Below are 15,552 nucleotides of genomic sequence, written 5' to 3' on the forward strand. Positions count from 1 at the left end.
CCGTGATGCCCGTGGAAAAAATGAAAGCTCTGCTCAAAAGCCGGGGCAGGGAAGTGGAAACGTATTTGTCCGCCTGTCTGGATGGCCGCCCCATGCCGCCGCGCCTTAAGGAGTCCATGCTCTACAGCCTGCAGGCCGGGGGCAAGCGGCTGCGCCCGGTGCTCTGCCTGAGCTGCGCCGCCCTCTGCGGCCTGGAGCCGCAAAAGGCGCTGCCCTTTGCGGCGGCCATTGAGATGATTCACACGTATTCCCTGATCCACGACGATTTGCCTGCCATGGATGACGACGACCTGCGGCGCGGCAAGCCTTCCAACCACAAGGCTTTTGACGAGGCCACGGCCATTCTGGCCGGGGACGGCCTTCTGACCGACGCCTTTGTGATCATGTGCCGTGCGCCCGTGCCCCCTGACAGGCTGCTTCGGGCCGTGGCCGAGCTGGCTTTGGCCGCCGGGGCGTCCGGCATGGTGGGCGGGCAGGAATGGGATATGATTTATACCGGCCGTTCCCAGGTCAGCCTTGAGGAATTGAGGGGCATGCACGCCATGAAGACCGGCGCCCTGCTGCGGGCCTCCTGCGTGTGCGGCGGCCTGCTGGCCGGGGTTGACGACAAGGCGCTGCGGGCCATCAGCAATTTCGGCTCATCTCTGGGTGTGGCCTTTCAGATCGCCGACGATATTCTGGATGTGGTGGCGGATACGGCCACGCTGGGCAAACCCGCGGGCAGCGACGCGGAGCAGGGCAAGAATACCTATCCTTCCCTGGTGGGCCTTGAGAAGAGCCGTGAGCTGGCCCGCGCCCAGGCTGACGCGGCGCAGGCGGCGCTGGCGGGCTTTGCCGGGCCGGAGGCGGATTTCCTGCGTGCTCTGGCCGATTATACCGTGAACCGGGCGGCCTGAGATGAGCCAGACGGCAGCAACGTTCCTTCTGGACGGCATTACCGACCCCGCGCAGGTTGCGGCTCTTTCCGAGCCTCAACTGGCCGAGCTGGCGGAAGAGGTGCGTCGGCGCATCATTGAGGTGGTGGCGCACAACGGCGGTCATCTGGCCCCCTCGCTGGGCGTGGTGGAGCTGACCCTGGCCCTGCTTTCCACTTTTGACCTGAACAAGGACAAACTGATCTGGGACGTGGGCCATCAGGCCTATGCCCACAAGTTGCTCACGGGCCGGGCCGACAGCTTCCATACGTTGCGTACCCTGGGCGGCCTGTCGGGCTTTCCGCGCATGGCTGAAAGCCCTTACGATCACTTCGGAGTGGGCCATTCCTCCACATCCATTTCGGCAGCGCTGGGCATGGCCCTGGCCCGGGATCTCTCGGGTCTGCGCCACCATGTGCTGGCGGTCATCGGCGACGGCTCGCTGACCGCCGGAGAGGCTTTTGAAGGGCTCAACCTGGCCGGGCACATGGGGCGTCGGCTTATTGTGGTGCTCAACGACAATGAGATGTCCATTTCCTCCAATGTGGGCGCGCTGTCCCTGTTCCTGAGCCGCACGCTTTCGCGGCGCTGGGTGCGCCAGACCCGCCGGGAAGTGCTCAGGTTCCTGCGCTCCATTCCGCGCATCGGGCAAAAGCTGGCGCTCTACGCCATGCGCGGCGAATGGAGTTTCAAGTCCTTCTTTACGCCGGGCATGCTCTTCGAGGCTTTCCGCTTCACCTATATCGGCCCGGTGGACGGGCACGACATTCCGGCCCTGCGGCGGCATCTGCAAATGGCCGCGGCCGTGGAGGACGGGCCGGTGCTGCTGCACGTGCGCACCCGCAAGGGCAAAGGCTACGCCCCGGCGGAAAAGAATCCCACCCAATACCACGGCGTGGGCCTGTTCACGCCGGAAACCGGCCTGCCCGTGGCCTCGGCGGCGCTGCCCACCTTTACCCGTGTTTTCAGTGACACCCTGCTGGAACTGGCGGAAAAGGACGAGCGGATCATCGCCATCACGGCGGCCATGCCCGAGGGCACGGGCACCAACCGTTTCAGGGAGCGCTTTCCGGAGCGTTTTGTGGATACGGGCATCTGTGAGCAGCATGCGGTGACATTTGCCGCCGGGTTGGCCAGCCGGGGCTACCGGCCCGCGCTGGCTATTTACTCCACTTTTTTGCAGCGCGGCTATGACCAGGTGATCCACGACGTCTGCCTGCAAAATTTGCCTGTGACATTCTGCGTGGACCGTGCCGGGCTGGTGGGCGAGGATGGGGCCACACACCATGGGGCCTTTGATATCGCCTACTTGCGGCACATTCCGCAGATCCGGCTGTTAGCCCCGCGCGATGAGGACATGCTGCGTCACAGCCTGAGAACAGCTCTGAACGGCGACGGCCCCTGCGCCCTGCGCTACCCGCGCGGCGCGGGCTTCGGCGTGCCCTTGGAAGGGGAGCCGCGTCTGCTGGTGCCGGGCATGGGCGAAGTGCTGCGCCAGGGCGAAAAAATCGCCATCATCGCCGTGGGCAATCGCGCGCACCCGTCTCTGGAGGCCGCGACACTGGTGGAAAAAGAACTGGGCTTCAGCCCCCTGGTTTTTGATCCTGTCTGGCTCAAGCCCCTGCCGGAAGAGCAACTGGCGGATCTGGCCCGGCGTTTTGACCGCCTGCTGATTGTGGAAGAAGGCGCGCTGGCCGGAGGCTTTTCCTCGGCTGTTCTGGAATTCCTCAATGATCACGGACTACTGCGCGGCCAGCGTATCCGGCGTCTGGGCCTGCCGGACAGTTTTGTGGAGCACGGCAAACAGTTGCAGCTACGTGAGCTGGTGGGGCTGCGCAGCCGGGGCATTGCCCGCGCCGCCATGGAGCTGGCCCGTGAAAATTAAGGATTTTCCGGGGTGAATGATCTCATTTTTCAAAGCAACATTGCTCCAGGAAACGGTAATTCTCCAGATGGCCGAGAGCCGAAGGGCAGAGAGGCTCGCACCACGGTTTACGGCCACAGAAGTGGAGCAGCCTGCCTTCAAGCTGGTCCGGCGGCAGCAGCCAGCGTCCGGCCACGTGCAGCTGATAGTTGAAGCGTTCCCCCAGCCAGTGCAACGGCAGACGGCGGAAGAGCAGGTTCAGGGCGTCCTGATCCGGATAGAGCAGGGGGGGGCGGGGCAATTCGGGCAAAAGGCGCAGGACAGCGGCCATGAGATCCGGGAATAAGGCGCGCAGGCGGCGCGGATGAAAGACCAATACGCCGCTGTTGAAGTAGTGCGCCGGGTCCAGGCCTTTTTTCACTATTGCCCGTCCGCCCGCGCCTTCGGCCGTCTGATTGCGCACGCAGGACAACAGCGGCTCTGCTCCTGATGCGGCCCGCCCCTGAGCCGCCTCCTCCCATAATTCCCTGATGTCCAATGTGCAGCAGACATCGCAATCCAGATAAATGACCTGTTCCTCGCCCAGCAGGCGGGGCAGATGAAGACGGTAGAGAGAACCGGGCCCGAATTGCGGGGGCAGGCCGGCGGCAATCTCCGGTGGCGGTTCCGGCACAGCATGCAGACGCAGGATCTGGCCGAAATATTCCGCAACCGTGGCAAGCCGCGCTTTGCCGACGGGCGTCAGACCGGCGTCGTGCAGAATATGGGCCGTGACCGGGCTTGCGGTGCGCCTGAAAAGGGAAACCAATACAGCCGCGGCTGCAATGCATAGTTGCCGTCGTGATCATGGAAAGCCAGGGCCACGTGGATCATATTTTTCCTTGCGCATTGAGGCTGCCCACCTCATGCGAGACGAGCGTCCGGGAAAAACGCATTGCGCCGCCCTTGAGTCCGGCTTCAATGCCGCCGGGCAGTTGAAAGCGGGTATTGCCGCGTCCCTCGCGCAATGCGGCGTCCAAATCCAGCAGCGTGCGGGAGCGGGCTTGCCCGCCCGAGTCCCCGTTCGCCCGGCCGAGCAGCAGACGCACAACTTTGAGGTAGAGACGTAAACGAGCCGCCGGGTGCAACGCCGTCAAGAGGGCGCGGGGAAGAATCAGGCAGGGACGCCCGTCGTGTTCTTCCTCCTGCCAGGGATGCGCGGCCAGCGCTTCAGACAGGGTCTTTTCCCAGTAGTCCGCGTCCCATTGCGCCAGTTGCCAGAGCGCGGCCATGCTTCTGTCCAGTGACGGGTTTTCCGCGCGCAGCAGGGGGAGGACATTGTGACGCAGGCGGTTGCGGGTAAAGGCCGGGCTGTCATTGCTGGCATCTTCCCGCCAGACAATGCCACATTGGCGCAACAGCTCCCTAAGCGCCTGCGGCCGGGTGAAAAGCAGAGGGCGCAGCAGGCGGCGGGTATCGTCGCGGGCCGCCATGCCGCCCAGCGCGGGCCAGCCCGTGCCGCGCGTAAGGCGCAGCAGCACGTCCTCGCTCAGATCCTCGTTATGATGGCCGAGAACCACAAAATCCGCTTGCCGCGCGCGGCGCTCCTCTTCCAAAAGAGCGTAGCGAGCGTGGCGCCCGGCTTCTTCCAGGCCCCAGCCCTTGTCGGACGCCAACCCGGTTACATCCGCGTGGCGTTGTACGCACGGTATGCCGAGCAGCGCGCAAAGATCGCGCGCGCAACGGGCATCCGCGTCGGCTTCGGGCCGCAGGCCGTGATTTACGGTCAACGCGAAAAGATCAAGCTTGAGACGCGGGGAAAGAATATGCAGGATGCAGGCCAGAGCCGTGGAATCCGCCCCGCCTGAAAGCGCCAGCACCAGTCGGGCTCCGCGCGGGATCTCCAGACGGCGTAGGTAGAAGCGCTCCACCGCGAGACACAGCCGGGCGGAAGCTGGGGGCAGGCTGCGCAGTTCCGGCAAAGAGTTCATGCAGCAGATGAAGGTTAACCGGTGATCCCCAGATCAACCAGTAATTGCTCCAGATAGGCGATCATATGCGCGCGCAGTTCCGGCCCGGCATAGTGCACACAGTCGCAACGCAGGCGGCCCCGCGCCCGTACCAGCAACTCCAGGCGCAGACTGTGCTCTTCCAGCTCCAGGCCCAGCACATAGGGGCCACAGTCCGCTTGATGCTCGCGCTGTACCGGCGAAAGCCGGGCTTCGGGCACGGGCAGCCAGTAAAGGCCGTCGATGCCCGAACTGAGCTCCATATCCTTCAGGACCTGAGCCAGACGCGCCGTGTCTTCGGCGCTGAGGTCGTCAATGCCGTACCAGCGCATCAGTTCTTCCCGCTACAGGTACAGACGTTTTTGTCCAGATTGAAAATCCGCCGCACAGTGCTGATGCGCGACGCCGCCCCCTCACGAGCCATGCCGTCGCCTTTGAGAAACATGATGGGGTCGTGGTTCAGCTTGCGCACCAAAGCGTTGGCCATGGTCTCCAGGGCTTCGCGGCTTGCGTCGTCCAGCGGGCCCAGGCGTTTGAGGGTTCGGGTCAGCTCCTCCTGTGCCGCGCGTTCCCCGCGCTGGATCAGGTCCACGATAGTGGGTTGGGCGTCAAGGCTGCTGAGCCAGTGGGCAAAAAATTCCACTTCCTCATTGACGATTTCCGTGGCTTTGGCCGCCTCGTCCCGGCGGTTTGCCAGATTTTCTTCAACAACTTCTTTAAGATCGTCAATGTCGTAAAGATAGACGTTGTCCAGGCCGTTGACGTCCGGGTCAATATCGCGGGGCACGGCAATGTCGATAAAGAACATGGGCCGGTTTTTACGCGCCTTGAGCACGGCGCGGATGTCACGGGCCCGGATGACGGGTTCCGGCGAGCCGGTGGAGGTGATGATGATGTCCACCTCCGTGAGATGTCCGGCCAGTTGCTCAAAGGGGATGGCCCGGCCGTGGAACTGTTCGGCCAGCTCCTGGCCGCGCGCGAAGGTGCGGTTGGCTACCAGAATTTCATCTATACCGGCCTGCAGCAGGTGGGTGGCCGCCAGTTCGGCCATTTCTCCCGCTCCCACCAGCAGGGCCTTATGGGAATGCATGTCCCCGAAGATTCGTTTAGCCAGCTCCACTGCCGCGTAGCTGATGGATACGGCGCTGGAGGCCACGGCAGTTTCCGTGCGCACCCGTTTGGCTACGGAAAATGCCTTGTGCAGCAGGCGGTTGAGAATCACGCCCGTGGCATGGCTGTCCACAGCCTTGCGGTAGGCGTTCTTCAACTGGCCCAGGATCTGGGGTTCGCCCAGGACCATGGAATCCAGGCTGGAGGCCACGGAAAACAGATGGCGCACGGCTTCCAGGTTCTGATGAATGTAGACGTAAGGCCGGAGTTCGTCGGCTTTCGCGCCGCGCGCCCTGGCCCAGCATTCCAGCACCTGACCGGACACGTCGCCCGTGCCCGCGGCCAACAGTTCCACGCGATTACAGGTGGAAAGAATCATGGCCTCGCTCACCGCCCCGGCACAGGGCAGGGCCCAATGCTCCTCGTCACAGTGGTTTACCAGGGCGAAGCGCTCGCGCACATCCACGCCCGCCGTGCGGTGATTGAGACCCACAAGAAAGATATCGCAGTCCATAGCAATGCCCGGTTAGCGTCGGATGAAGGCGTGATGCGTATCCATGAAGGTGTTCACCACAATGATTGAAAACAGACAGAGAAGGAAAATAAAAACGGCCAGCCGCGCCGGTTTGCGGCCCTTCCAGCCGTTAGCCAGACGGTTGTGGAACAATACCGCGAACAGCAGCCAGACCACGATGCTGATGACTTCCTTGGGGTCGCCGGTGACCGTGGCCCCGAAGACGGGTTTGGCCCAGATCAGACCGGCCACGATGCCCAGGGTGTAGAGCGGAAATGCCGTCAGGGTGGTGAAGGCGTTGATTTTATCCAGCATGGAAAGGGCGGGCATATCCTGCCAAAAGCCCTTCATGCTCTGTTTGCTTTTGATCCGCCCCTCCAGAAAAAGAAACAGCGCCCCGGCGGCAAAGGCGAGGGCCAGCAGTCCCAGGCTCAGGAACAGCGCGCCGATATGCAGGGCGTAAAAAGGGGCTTTGAGCGAAGGGGGCACCTGCACAAGGGCGCTGAGGTAGGGCGCGGACATGGCGAAGAGCATCAGGCCCAAGGGCGCGGCAAACAGCAGGGCTGTTTCCTGGCGCAGCTTGAACCAAACGGCCAGACCGCAGAGCAGCACAAACCAGGCCAGCATCTGCAGATACGCGCCCAGGCTCAGACCGCCGGGCAGGGCTTTGTGAAAGCCCATGGCCAGCATCAGGGTCTGGCAGATGAAACCGGCCATGGCCAGCCAGCAGCCCAGCCGTCGCCACAGGGGACTGCGCATGATCATGCCCGCAAGACCGACGATGCTGGCCAAGGCATAGAAAATCAGAGTTATCAGCGTTGAGGCTTCAGGGGAGATCATCAAGCAACTCCGCTATGTGAACGTGTAAAACCGGGGGCAGTTCCGCCAGAAGCCACTGTCGGCAGCTTTGAAGGTCGCCTTCGGCCAGCCAGTGCTGCAAAGGCGATGCCGCCACCCTGCGGAACAGCTCTGTATTCTGCCCTGTCTCGGCGTGCAAGGCAAGGACCAGAGGCCGCAGGCGGCCCATCAGGAGCACCATACGGGCGCGCGGGGCCAGCCAGCCCTCCAGTTCGCGTCGCCAGCGCCGGGCCAGAGCCGGACTGGCCCCGCCTGTGGACAAGGCCGCCGCAAGCCCGTCTTGCCGGGCCACGGCGGGCACGCTGAAAGCGCCCAGCTCGGGCGCGCTGGCACAGTTGCAGAGCACATTCGTCTCCCGGCACAGGGCGGCGATGCGGGCATTTTCCACCGCGCTGCCGGTTGCCGCGAATACCAGGGCGCGACCTTGTACATCCGCCGGAGTACAGGTGCGGCTTTCAAAGCACGCCCTGGGGTCTGTCAGCAGGGCGGCGGCTTCGGCAGACAGGTCTTCCACTCGCAAGATATCCAGAACCAGCACCGAAGCAGGGCCGCAAGCCAGCAGACCCTCTAGCTTGCGTCGCCCCACGCCGCCCAGGCCCGCCACCAGACAGGCGCGGCCTTCCAGCGAAAGAAAAATCGGGTACAAGGGGGCGTGCGGCGAGGACATCGACATAATTGAATAACTTTTGTTGCGGATTTAAAACAAAGTGATTCCCGATAGTATAGCACCAAGCATGGTTTTGCAAAGGGGCTTTGTCTTGCCTCGCGGAGGTAAATACGCTAACTCCAAGCTGCTACGGCAGATTTCAGGCTTTCCACAATCTTTGTTTTTTGAGGGAGCGAATTCCGCTTTCTTTCTGATCATCAAGGATGGCTGATGTCGGCATTTCTGGTTTTACAGGCGGCTCGCTTCGGCGATCTGGTACAGAGCAAACGGCTGATCCGCACCCTGGAGCAGCGGGGCCGGGTGCACCTTGGCGTGGACGCCGGGCTTGCGCCTCTGGCCCGGCTGCTGTATCCCGCCGCCGAAATCCATGGCCTGCGCCTGCACGGCCGACCGGACGCCGCCGTCCTGCATGAAAACCGGGCAGTCTTCCGCCAGTGGCGGAACATGGATTTCCAGGCAGTCTATAATTGTAATTTCGCCGGGCTCACCGCCGCCATCTGCCGTCTGTTCGAGGCGGAGCGGGTCATGGGCTACCGTCCGGCACGAACGACAGCGGGAGGCATCACGCGCTCGGCCTGGGCACGGCTGGCCTTCCGCCTGAGCGAGCGGCGGGCGTTCTCTCCCCTGAACCTGGTGGACTTCTGGGCTCATTTCGCACCGTCTCCCCTGGCGGGGGAACTGGTCAATCCCCCGGCAAGACCCGGCGGCCAGGGCCTTGGCGTGGTGCTAGCCGGACGTGAATCCCGCCGTTCACTGCCCTTGCCCCTGTTGGGCAGAATGCTGCAAATCCTTTTCAGCCTGCTGGACGGCCCGCGTATTCGCCTGCTGGGCACGGCGGCGGAGCAGCCCGCCGCGCGCAAGCTTTTGCGTTTGCTGCCCGCGAAAGTTCAAGAAAAGGTTGAAGATCTGAGCGGAAAAACCGACTGGCCCGGCCTGGTTCATGCTGTGGAGGGCCTTGACGCCCTGGTCACGCCGGATACGGGCATCATGCACCTGGGGGCGCATCTGGGCGTGCCGGTGCTGGCTTTTTTTCTTTCCTCCGCCTGGTGCCATGAAACCGGCCCCTATGGCCGGGGACATTGGGTCTGGCAGGCCTCGCGCGCCTGCGCGCCCTGTCTGGAATCCGCTGCCTGCCCGTATCAGGTGGCCTGTCTGGACGCTCTGCACGGAGAGGGCTTTTTGCGCTCCCTGGCGGCGGCCGTGCGGCCCGAGGCGCGAATCACAGCCGCGCCGCCGGACGGCCTGCAGGTCTGGCGCAGCGATTTGGACGCCTTGGGCGGCGTATTACGCCTGCACGGCGGCCATGATGAATACGCCCGGCAACGGACTGTGACGCGCGCTTTGCTGGCGGACACCCTGCATTTGTGGGAAGTGGATGCGCAGAATGGGAACGCGCTGTCCACTGCTCTGGACGTCGCGGAACATGCGGAGCTGGCGGACCTGCGCGACTGGCTTTATAAGGATACGGATTGGATGCTGCCGCCCGGGAGGTATTGCTGATGCCCGCCACGTCGTTACGCATTTTGGTGATTCTGCCCATGTACGGCGGTTCGCTGCCCATAGGCCGGTATTGCGCCTCGGCCCTGCGCGGACTGGGGCATACGGTGCGGCTTTTTGAAGCCCCTTTGCTTTATCCGGCATTTACCGGCCTCAAGGGATTGGGCCTGACGCCCGCCCAGACCGTGCCGCTGGAAAATTCCTTTTTGCAGGTGGTGTCCCAGGCCATCTGGGCCCAGGTGCAGTCGCTGGAGCCGCATTTCGTGCTGGCGCTGGCCCAGGCCCCCATGAGCCGGAGCTTGTTGCAACGCCTGCGGCGCGCCGGGGTGCGCACGGCCATGTGGTTTGTGGAAGATTACCGGATCTTCAACTACTGGCGGACCTACGCGCCTCTGTATGATGCCTTCGCGGTCATCCAGCAGGAACCCTTCCTCTCGGAGCTGGCCCGAATCGGGCAGGCCCATGCCTTGTATCTGCCTCTGGCGGCCCTGCCGGAATTTCACAAGCCGCTGGAATTGAGCTTGGCCGAGCAAAAGGAATATGGTTCGGACATCGCCTTTTTGGGCGCGGGCTATCCCAACCGGCGGCTGGCTTTTCGGCCCCTGGCCGGGCGGGATTTCAAAATCTGGGGTTCGGACTGGGAAGGTGAAAGCCTGCTGGCCGGGAATATCCAGCGCCGGGGCGCGCGCATCAGCGAAGAGGAGAGCGTCAAGGTCTACAATGCCGCCAGGGTGAATCTCAATCTGCATTCCAGCCTGCAGGGCGGCGACCTGGTCAGCCACGGGGATTTCGTCAATCCGCGCACGTTTGAACTGGCCGCCATGGGGGCTTTTCAACTGGTGGATCAGCGCTCTCTGTTGGGCGAACTTTTTGCGCCGGATGAGTTGGCCACGTTCACATCCATGAATGAATTTTACGCCGGGATCGACCACTTCCTGGCGCATCCCGAAGAGCGTGAGGCCTATGCCCGCCGCGCTCGGGAACGGACGCTGCGCGAACATACCTATGAGCGGCGCATGGACGCCTTGCTGGACTATCTGGAAGCGGAACTGGGGCCCTGGCCCCAAAGCGGACCCGAACAGGCCGCGCCGACGGAGCTTGGTCCGCAGTTGCGGGAAGAGCTGGCGCAACTGATGCGCAAGCTGGGTCTTGGTCCGCATGCCGCCTTTGACGACGTGCTGGCCCGCCTGCGTGAGCAGAGCGGGGTGTTGAGCGATCTGGAAACCAGCCTGCTTTTTCTGGACGAGTGGCGCGGGCAGTATCTAAAAAAGTAGAGCAACTTCAGTCAGTTAAAATATGAATTGCTCTTGGTCGTCCTATACGCTCGTGGCCTCCAGATAATAGGGCAGCATAAAGCTCACAGCGATAAGCAGAGCCGCCAGAAGAGTAAGCTTGTGGCGCAGGGCGATGGAGCTGCGGCGCACCATGGTCCAGAGCAGCATGGGAATCAGCCAGAGCAGCAGGCGCGAACTCTCGACAACGGCGTCCTGCGCGCTGAACACTCCATCCTGCCAGTGCAGCCAGATATGCAGGCCGCTGGAAACGAGCAGCAACAGCCAGAGCAGACACCAGGCATTGCGGGCCCAGCCGGCGCACCAGGGAATCATGGTATTGTAGTGGTCCCGGCCGAAGTCGTCGTGCGTGCGCCGCAGGGGCAGCCAGAGCGCGCCGAAGGCGGCGGGCATGGCCAGGACCAGCGGCAGGGTATAGCACAGGGCGCTCCAGAGCGGCGCATTCCAGGCGGGCAGAAAAAGATCGCCAAGGGTCAGGCCGGCGGCGTCCGGGTGGGCCAGGGCGGACAGAAAACGCGCGGCGGCCAGGCTGCTGACCACGGCCACGCAGCCCTGAATGCCGCTCAGTACGCCCAGGGTCACATGCAGGACGGGCATATTTTTCAAGGCCTTCCAGAGCGCGTAATACAGGCTGCTGATCAGCACGGCTATGCCCAGCAGCATCCAGCTCATTTCCACCAGGAAGCTCGGCAGGGAATCGGGCGTGTAGCCGTCCTGGGTGAAAAAAAGCCAGATCCGGCCGCCGATCAGCAGCAGCCAGCCCAGTATCAGGCCGAGCACGGCAAGCTGGCGGGCGCATTTGTCGTAAGAGGAGCGCCGCCGAGTGATGGAAAGGATGCGGGCCGTGGCGGACATAAAGCCCATTCCGGCGAAAGCCAGCAGCACGGACAAGGGAAGCACCACGCTGACAATGTCAAGGCTGGTCCGCAGCAACGGATAAGCGAGCAGGAATTCGTGAATGGCGTTCATTGCGCGCCGCCTTGTGCCAGAAAGAGGGCCGGACCGGGCATGTTCATGCTGACTCCTTGCAATCTTGCGCTGTCCGAGGCTGATGCGCTATGTTCCTCGGGCGTCATACAGGCCTGTTTTTGCCTGAAAAACGCGGCAGCCGCAAGACTTCTTGAAATACAAAGCGGCTTAGGGCAGAAAAAAGGCGGGAGAACGGTATGAAAAAAAAATGGGTGCTTCCGACGGCCTGCCTTGTTCTGGCAATAGGCGGCTGCGCTTCTACCGGCCAGATGCGGAAAGTAGAGGCTACCGGCGAGGAAAATCAGCGGGTTCTGCGTGAAACGGACCAGCGCCTGCACAATCTGGAAAACAGCGTGGTCGCCTTGAACAGCCAAGTCGCCCTGCTGAATAATCGTGTGTATGAAGTGCGCACTCGCAGCGGGCATAAAACCGGCATGACCGTAGTGCCGATCATTCCGCCGCAAACCGCGCGTCACACGACCACGGTTTCTTCTCCCCAAAGTGCGGCTATACCGCACGGCGACGCGACAGGCGGAAAAACGCCGCCTGTGGTGCAGGGCGGACCGGCTGTGGCTTCCGCCAAAAAAATCGATCCCGCCGCGCCTCCGGCGCCTTTTCCCGGCGGTACGCCTTCTGCCAAGGCTGAAAAAGGCGGAGAAAAGCCCGTGGGTCCCTCCGGCCAGGTGGGGCGACCCGAAGCCGTAGCTGGGCCTTCCGGTCAGTTGGCGGCCGTCGCTGCTCCGAGCGGCTTGGCCCTCCCCCCCACCGAGGCTCCCTCCACTCCGGCGGAGAAACCGGTTTCGCCCTCCGTTAGCGGCGACAAGGGAGCGCCCCAGGTTGCTCCTTCTGCCGGCGGCACGGCATCCGTGCCTGTACCCACCCTACCGCCTTCCGATCTGGCCCTCCCGCCGGAACACCCCGGTCTGCCGCCCGTGGATGCGCCTTCGGCTTCCGCTGTCCCCGCCTCGCCTGCGGCGAGTCCCGCTCCCGGCCCCGCGGCAACAGGGGGCCAGCCCACAGCGCCGTCCAAGCCTGCCGCAAGTGCCAAGGGAGAGGATGCCGCTTACAAGGCTGCCCTCAAGGTAGCGCTTTCCGGTCATTCCGCCGAAGGGATCAGCCGGTTCCGCGAATTTTTGCAGCAATATCCGCAGGGGCGTTATACGGCCAATGCCGAATACTGGATCGGAGAATGCCTTTACGCCCAAGGCAACTATAAGGAAGCACTGGCCCAGTTCCAGACCGTCAATACCAACTATCCCCGCCATCACAAAAACGCCGACGCCCTGCTCAAGGCGGGCATGAGTCTGAGCCGCCTGGGCGACAAGCCGGGCGCGGCCCAAAAATATCGGACCCTGCTGGCTGATTTTCCCAATTCCGAGGCGGCGCGTATGGCCCGTTCGCGGGGGCTGGCCCGCTGACCATGCGGACAGAGGAATCCATGCCCGCCGGGGCGATGGCCTCTTCCAGCGGATCGGAGGCAGGCCAAGCCGTTCCCACCTGGGCGACCATGGATGAAACCGCCCGTAGGGAATACTGGGCCAGTCTGGCCCTTCGTCACTGCCGGGGACTGGGGGCACGCTCCCGTGCGCGCCTGCTGCATGCCTTCGGTTCTGCCTATCAGGCTTTGCAGGCGCGGCAACGCTGGGCCGAAGCCGGTTTGAACAAGCGGCAGGCCGCGGAAATGAGTACCGGTTCCTGGCGGGTCACCGCGCGGGAAGAGTGGGATCAGGCCCGCTGCCTGGACGCGGGCATCCTGCTCTGGACAGACGCCCGCTATCCCCGGCAGTTGCGCGAACTGCCCGACGCGCCTGTGTTGCTGTACTGCCGGGGCGATATTTCCCTGTTGCAAGCTCCGGCCTTTGCCATTGTGGGCTCGCGCCGGGCCACTTCCCAGGGACTCGCGGTGGCCGCCTATATGGCGCGCTGTCTCGCGGCCTGCGGCATCACCGTTGTTTCCGGCATGGCGCAGGGAATCGACAGCGTGGCCCACGAGGCTGCCCTGGCCCGTGTGGGGCGCAGCATCGGAATTCTGGGAACGGGCATTGACCAAATCTATCCCCGTTCCGGGGAGCCTCTTTTCCGCGCCATGGCGGAGCAGGGCCTGCTGCTTTCTGAATTTCCCCCCGGCGCGCCGCCCCTGGCCGAACATTTTCCCATCCGCAACCGGATCATCAGCGGCCTTGCTTTGGGCGTTCTTGTGGTGGAAGCGGCCAGTCGTTCCGGCAGTCTGATCACCGCCCGTCTCGCCCTGGAACAAAACCGCGATGTCTACGCCGTGCCCGGTCCGGCCCTGGATTCCCACTGTCTGGGCTGTCAGGAACTCGTGCGCCAGGGCGCGCGGCCCGTGTTCAGTGCCGAGGATGTCCTGCGCGACCTGGCCGCGCAGTTGCAGCCCTTCGGCATCAGCGAGGCCAGCCTGCCGGAGGCTGAAAAGGCTCTGACCCTGCCTGTGCGGGCGGGGGAGGACACGAATCCGGGACAGGCGGCCGCGCCCTCTGAGAAAAATAGAGGTGTGGGGTCTGCCGTACCGCCGATTCCTGTTGAAATTCCCTGTGTCGAGGCCGAAGCCCTGGTTCCGCCTGACCGCAAAGAGCGGCTCCTTCACTGTCTGCGCGGGCAGGGCCCCATGCAGGCCGACGCTCTGGCCGTGGCCCTGGACATGCCGATACATGAGCTGAACGCTCTGCTTATCGGCCTGGAAATGCTGGGACGGGTCAAGCGCCTGCCCGGTGCGCGCTACGAGGCACCGGCATGAACAGGCCAAAGCGTGAAGCCGCCCCCGCAATGATGGCAACGGACAGATCGGACAGCGCGGACAAGCCGGATATGGCCGGACTGCAGATAGAGGCGTTTCTTTCCTGGCTTGCGGTGCAGAAGGGCGCTTCTGATGCCACGCAAAAAGCCTATGGCGCGGATCTGACCCAATTGGCCGTTTTTTTGCGGGAGCAGGGGGCTGATCTGGCCCGGCCGGGCGAGGTGAGCCGCAAACATATCCAGGCCTTTCTGGCCTGGCTGTTCCGCCGGGGCGAAGCCAAAAGCTCCATGGCCCGCAAACTGGCCGCCGTGCGCTCCTTTTTCCGTTTTCTGCTGCGCAGCGGCCGGGTCAGTGAAAACGTGGCGGCCCAGGTGCGCAATCCGCGCCAGGAAAAGCATCATCCGCGCGCGCTCAATGTGGATGAAACCTTTGCCCTGCTGGATACGCCCAAAGCCGCGCCGCCCTCCGAGGCCCACGCCGCGCGCCTGCTCTGCCGGGATCTGGCCCTGGCCGAACTGCTCTATGGCTCGGGCCTGCGTATTTCCGAAGCATTGAGCCTGGATCTGGACGACGCGCAACTGCGTTCCCGCGTACTGCGGGTCATGGGCAAAGGCTCCCGTGAACGTCTGTCCCCCTTGTCCGACACCTCCTGCGAAGCCTTGGCCGCATGGCTGGCGGAACGTTCCTATCTGGCATTGCCCGAGGAGCAGGCGCTCTTTGTGGGCGCGCGCGGCGCGCGCCTGAACCGGCGTGAAGCGGCACGGATCATTGCCGGGCTCTGCCGCCGGGCCGGTCTAGCCTTTACGGTTTCCCCGCACAGCCTGCGCCATTCCTTTGCCACCCATTTGCTGGCCGCGGGCGCGGATCTGCGCAGCGTGCAGGAACTGCTGGGGCACCGGCGGCTGACCACCACGCAACGCTATACCCAGGTCAGTTTGGAACATCTGATCCGTGCCTATGATCAGGCTCATCCCCGTTCCGGGAAAAAGTAAAAAAATCACGAGGGATTTTTCTATATTTTTCCGGGAGATTTCGGCTTCAGCGCCGGTTTTGAAGGCGCGCAGCCGGGAAATTTACGGCAAAGGCCTTGGCATGGCCCGGACTTTGTGCTAAAGAGAACAAAG

At 63.4% G+C, this 15,552-nt stretch carries 14 protein-coding genes; 7 read left to right on the forward strand and 7 right to left on the reverse strand.

Annotation, left to right across the window (positions count from 1 at the left end):
- The first annotated feature begins 2 nt into the window (after positions 1-2).
- The gene (locus HMPREF0326_RS09520; protein ID WP_008684236.1) at positions 3-896 is read left to right on the forward strand and encodes a polyprenyl synthetase family protein; all 894 of its coding nucleotides are present in this window, start codon (positions 3-5) and stop codon (positions 894-896) included.
- A 1-nt stretch (position 897) separates the two neighbouring features.
- A complete protein-coding gene (dxs, locus tag HMPREF0326_RS09525; protein WP_008684234.1) occupies positions 898-2,799 on the forward strand; it encodes a 1-deoxy-D-xylulose-5-phosphate synthase in 1,902 nt (633 codons plus the stop codon).
- A gap of 22 nt (positions 2,800-2,821) precedes the next feature.
- Here dxs and HMPREF0326_RS09530 read toward each other — a convergent pair whose 3' ends face one another.
- The 6 genes from HMPREF0326_RS09530 to HMPREF0326_RS09555 all read right to left on the reverse strand — a co-directional run bounded on the left by HMPREF0326_RS09530 (position 2,822) and on the right by HMPREF0326_RS09555 (position 7,921).
- Positions 2,822-3,586, reverse strand: a complete 765-nt coding sequence (locus HMPREF0326_RS09530) for a glycosyltransferase family 8 protein (protein WP_008684232.1) — start codon at positions 3,584-3,586, stop codon at positions 2,822-2,824.
- Positions 3,587-3,647: 61 nt separating this feature from the next.
- Positions 3,648-4,748, reverse strand: a complete 1,101-nt coding sequence (gene tilS / locus HMPREF0326_RS09535; RefSeq protein ID WP_008684230.1) for a tRNA lysidine(34) synthetase TilS — start codon at positions 4,746-4,748, stop codon at positions 3,648-3,650.
- A 14-nt stretch (positions 4,749-4,762) separates the two neighbouring features.
- A complete protein-coding gene (locus HMPREF0326_RS09540; protein ID WP_008684227.1) occupies positions 4,763-5,098 on the reverse strand; it encodes a hypothetical protein in 336 nt (111 codons plus the stop codon).
- On the reverse strand, positions 5,098-6,390 hold the full coding sequence (gene hemA, locus HMPREF0326_RS09545) for a glutamyl-tRNA reductase (RefSeq protein WP_008684224.1): 1,293 nt from the start codon (positions 6,388-6,390) through the stop codon (positions 5,098-5,100). Before hemA ends, HMPREF0326_RS09540 begins: the two co-directional genes overlap by 1 nt.
- A 12-nt stretch (positions 6,391-6,402) precedes the next feature.
- Positions 6,403-7,230, reverse strand: a complete 828-nt coding sequence (gene ccsA / locus HMPREF0326_RS09550) for a cytochrome c biogenesis protein CcsA (protein WP_008684223.1) — start codon at positions 7,228-7,230, stop codon at positions 6,403-6,405.
- Positions 7,217-7,921 carry a precorrin-2 dehydrogenase/sirohydrochlorin ferrochelatase family protein gene (locus tag HMPREF0326_RS09555; RefSeq protein ID WP_008684221.1) on the reverse strand — a complete coding sequence of 235 codons (705 nt, stop codon included), beginning with the start codon at positions 7,919-7,921 and terminating at the stop codon, positions 7,217-7,219. The genes ccsA and HMPREF0326_RS09555 overlap by 14 nt, the downstream gene beginning before the upstream one ends.
- A gap of 204 nt (positions 7,922-8,125) precedes the next feature.
- Between HMPREF0326_RS09555 and HMPREF0326_RS09560 the strand changes: the two genes are divergently transcribed.
- Both HMPREF0326_RS09560 and HMPREF0326_RS09565 read left to right on the forward strand, forming a co-directional pair.
- Positions 8,126-9,415 carry a glycosyltransferase family 9 protein gene (locus HMPREF0326_RS09560; protein ID WP_008684218.1) on the forward strand — a complete coding sequence of 430 codons (1,290 nt, stop codon included), beginning with the start codon at positions 8,126-8,128 and terminating at the stop codon, positions 9,413-9,415.
- Positions 9,415-10,686: a CgeB family protein gene (locus HMPREF0326_RS09565; protein WP_020990472.1), complete on the forward strand. Its 1,272-nt coding sequence runs from the start codon at positions 9,415-9,417 to the stop codon at positions 10,684-10,686. The genes HMPREF0326_RS09560 and HMPREF0326_RS09565 overlap by 1 nt, the downstream gene beginning before the upstream one ends.
- 42 nt (positions 10,687-10,728) lie before the next feature.
- Here the strand turns inward: HMPREF0326_RS09565 and HMPREF0326_RS09570 are convergent, their stop codons facing one another.
- Positions 10,729-11,673: a hypothetical protein gene (locus HMPREF0326_RS09570; RefSeq protein WP_008684215.1), complete on the reverse strand. Its 945-nt coding sequence runs from the start codon at positions 11,671-11,673 to the stop codon at positions 10,729-10,731.
- 197 nt (positions 11,674-11,870) lie between these two features.
- Here HMPREF0326_RS09570 and ybgF point away from each other — a divergent pair, with 197 nt between their 5' ends.
- Genes ybgF through HMPREF0326_RS09585 form a run of 3 tightly spaced genes read left to right on the forward strand, consistent with a single transcriptional unit; the run spans position 11,871 to position 15,420 of the window.
- Positions 11,871-13,091: a tol-pal system protein YbgF gene (gene ybgF / locus HMPREF0326_RS09575; protein ID WP_008684212.1), complete on the forward strand. Its 1,221-nt coding sequence runs from the start codon at positions 11,871-11,873 to the stop codon at positions 13,089-13,091.
- Between the two features lie 20 nt (positions 13,092-13,111).
- On the forward strand, positions 13,112-14,428 hold the full coding sequence (gene dprA / locus HMPREF0326_RS09580; protein ID WP_020990473.1) for a DNA-processing protein DprA: 1,317 nt from the start codon (positions 13,112-13,114) through the stop codon (positions 14,426-14,428).
- Positions 14,425-15,420, forward strand: a complete 996-nt coding sequence (locus HMPREF0326_RS09585; protein ID WP_008684209.1) for a tyrosine recombinase XerC — start codon at positions 14,425-14,427, stop codon at positions 15,418-15,420. The genes dprA and HMPREF0326_RS09585 overlap by 4 nt, the downstream gene beginning before the upstream one ends.
- The last annotated feature ends 132 nt before the right edge of the window (positions 15,421-15,552 follow it).

The organism is Desulfovibrio sp. 3_1_syn3 (assembly GCF_000145315.2).
In the GTDB taxonomy this organism is placed as follows: Bacteria; Desulfobacterota; Desulfovibrionia; order Desulfovibrionales; family Desulfovibrionaceae; genus Desulfovibrio; species Desulfovibrio fairfieldensis.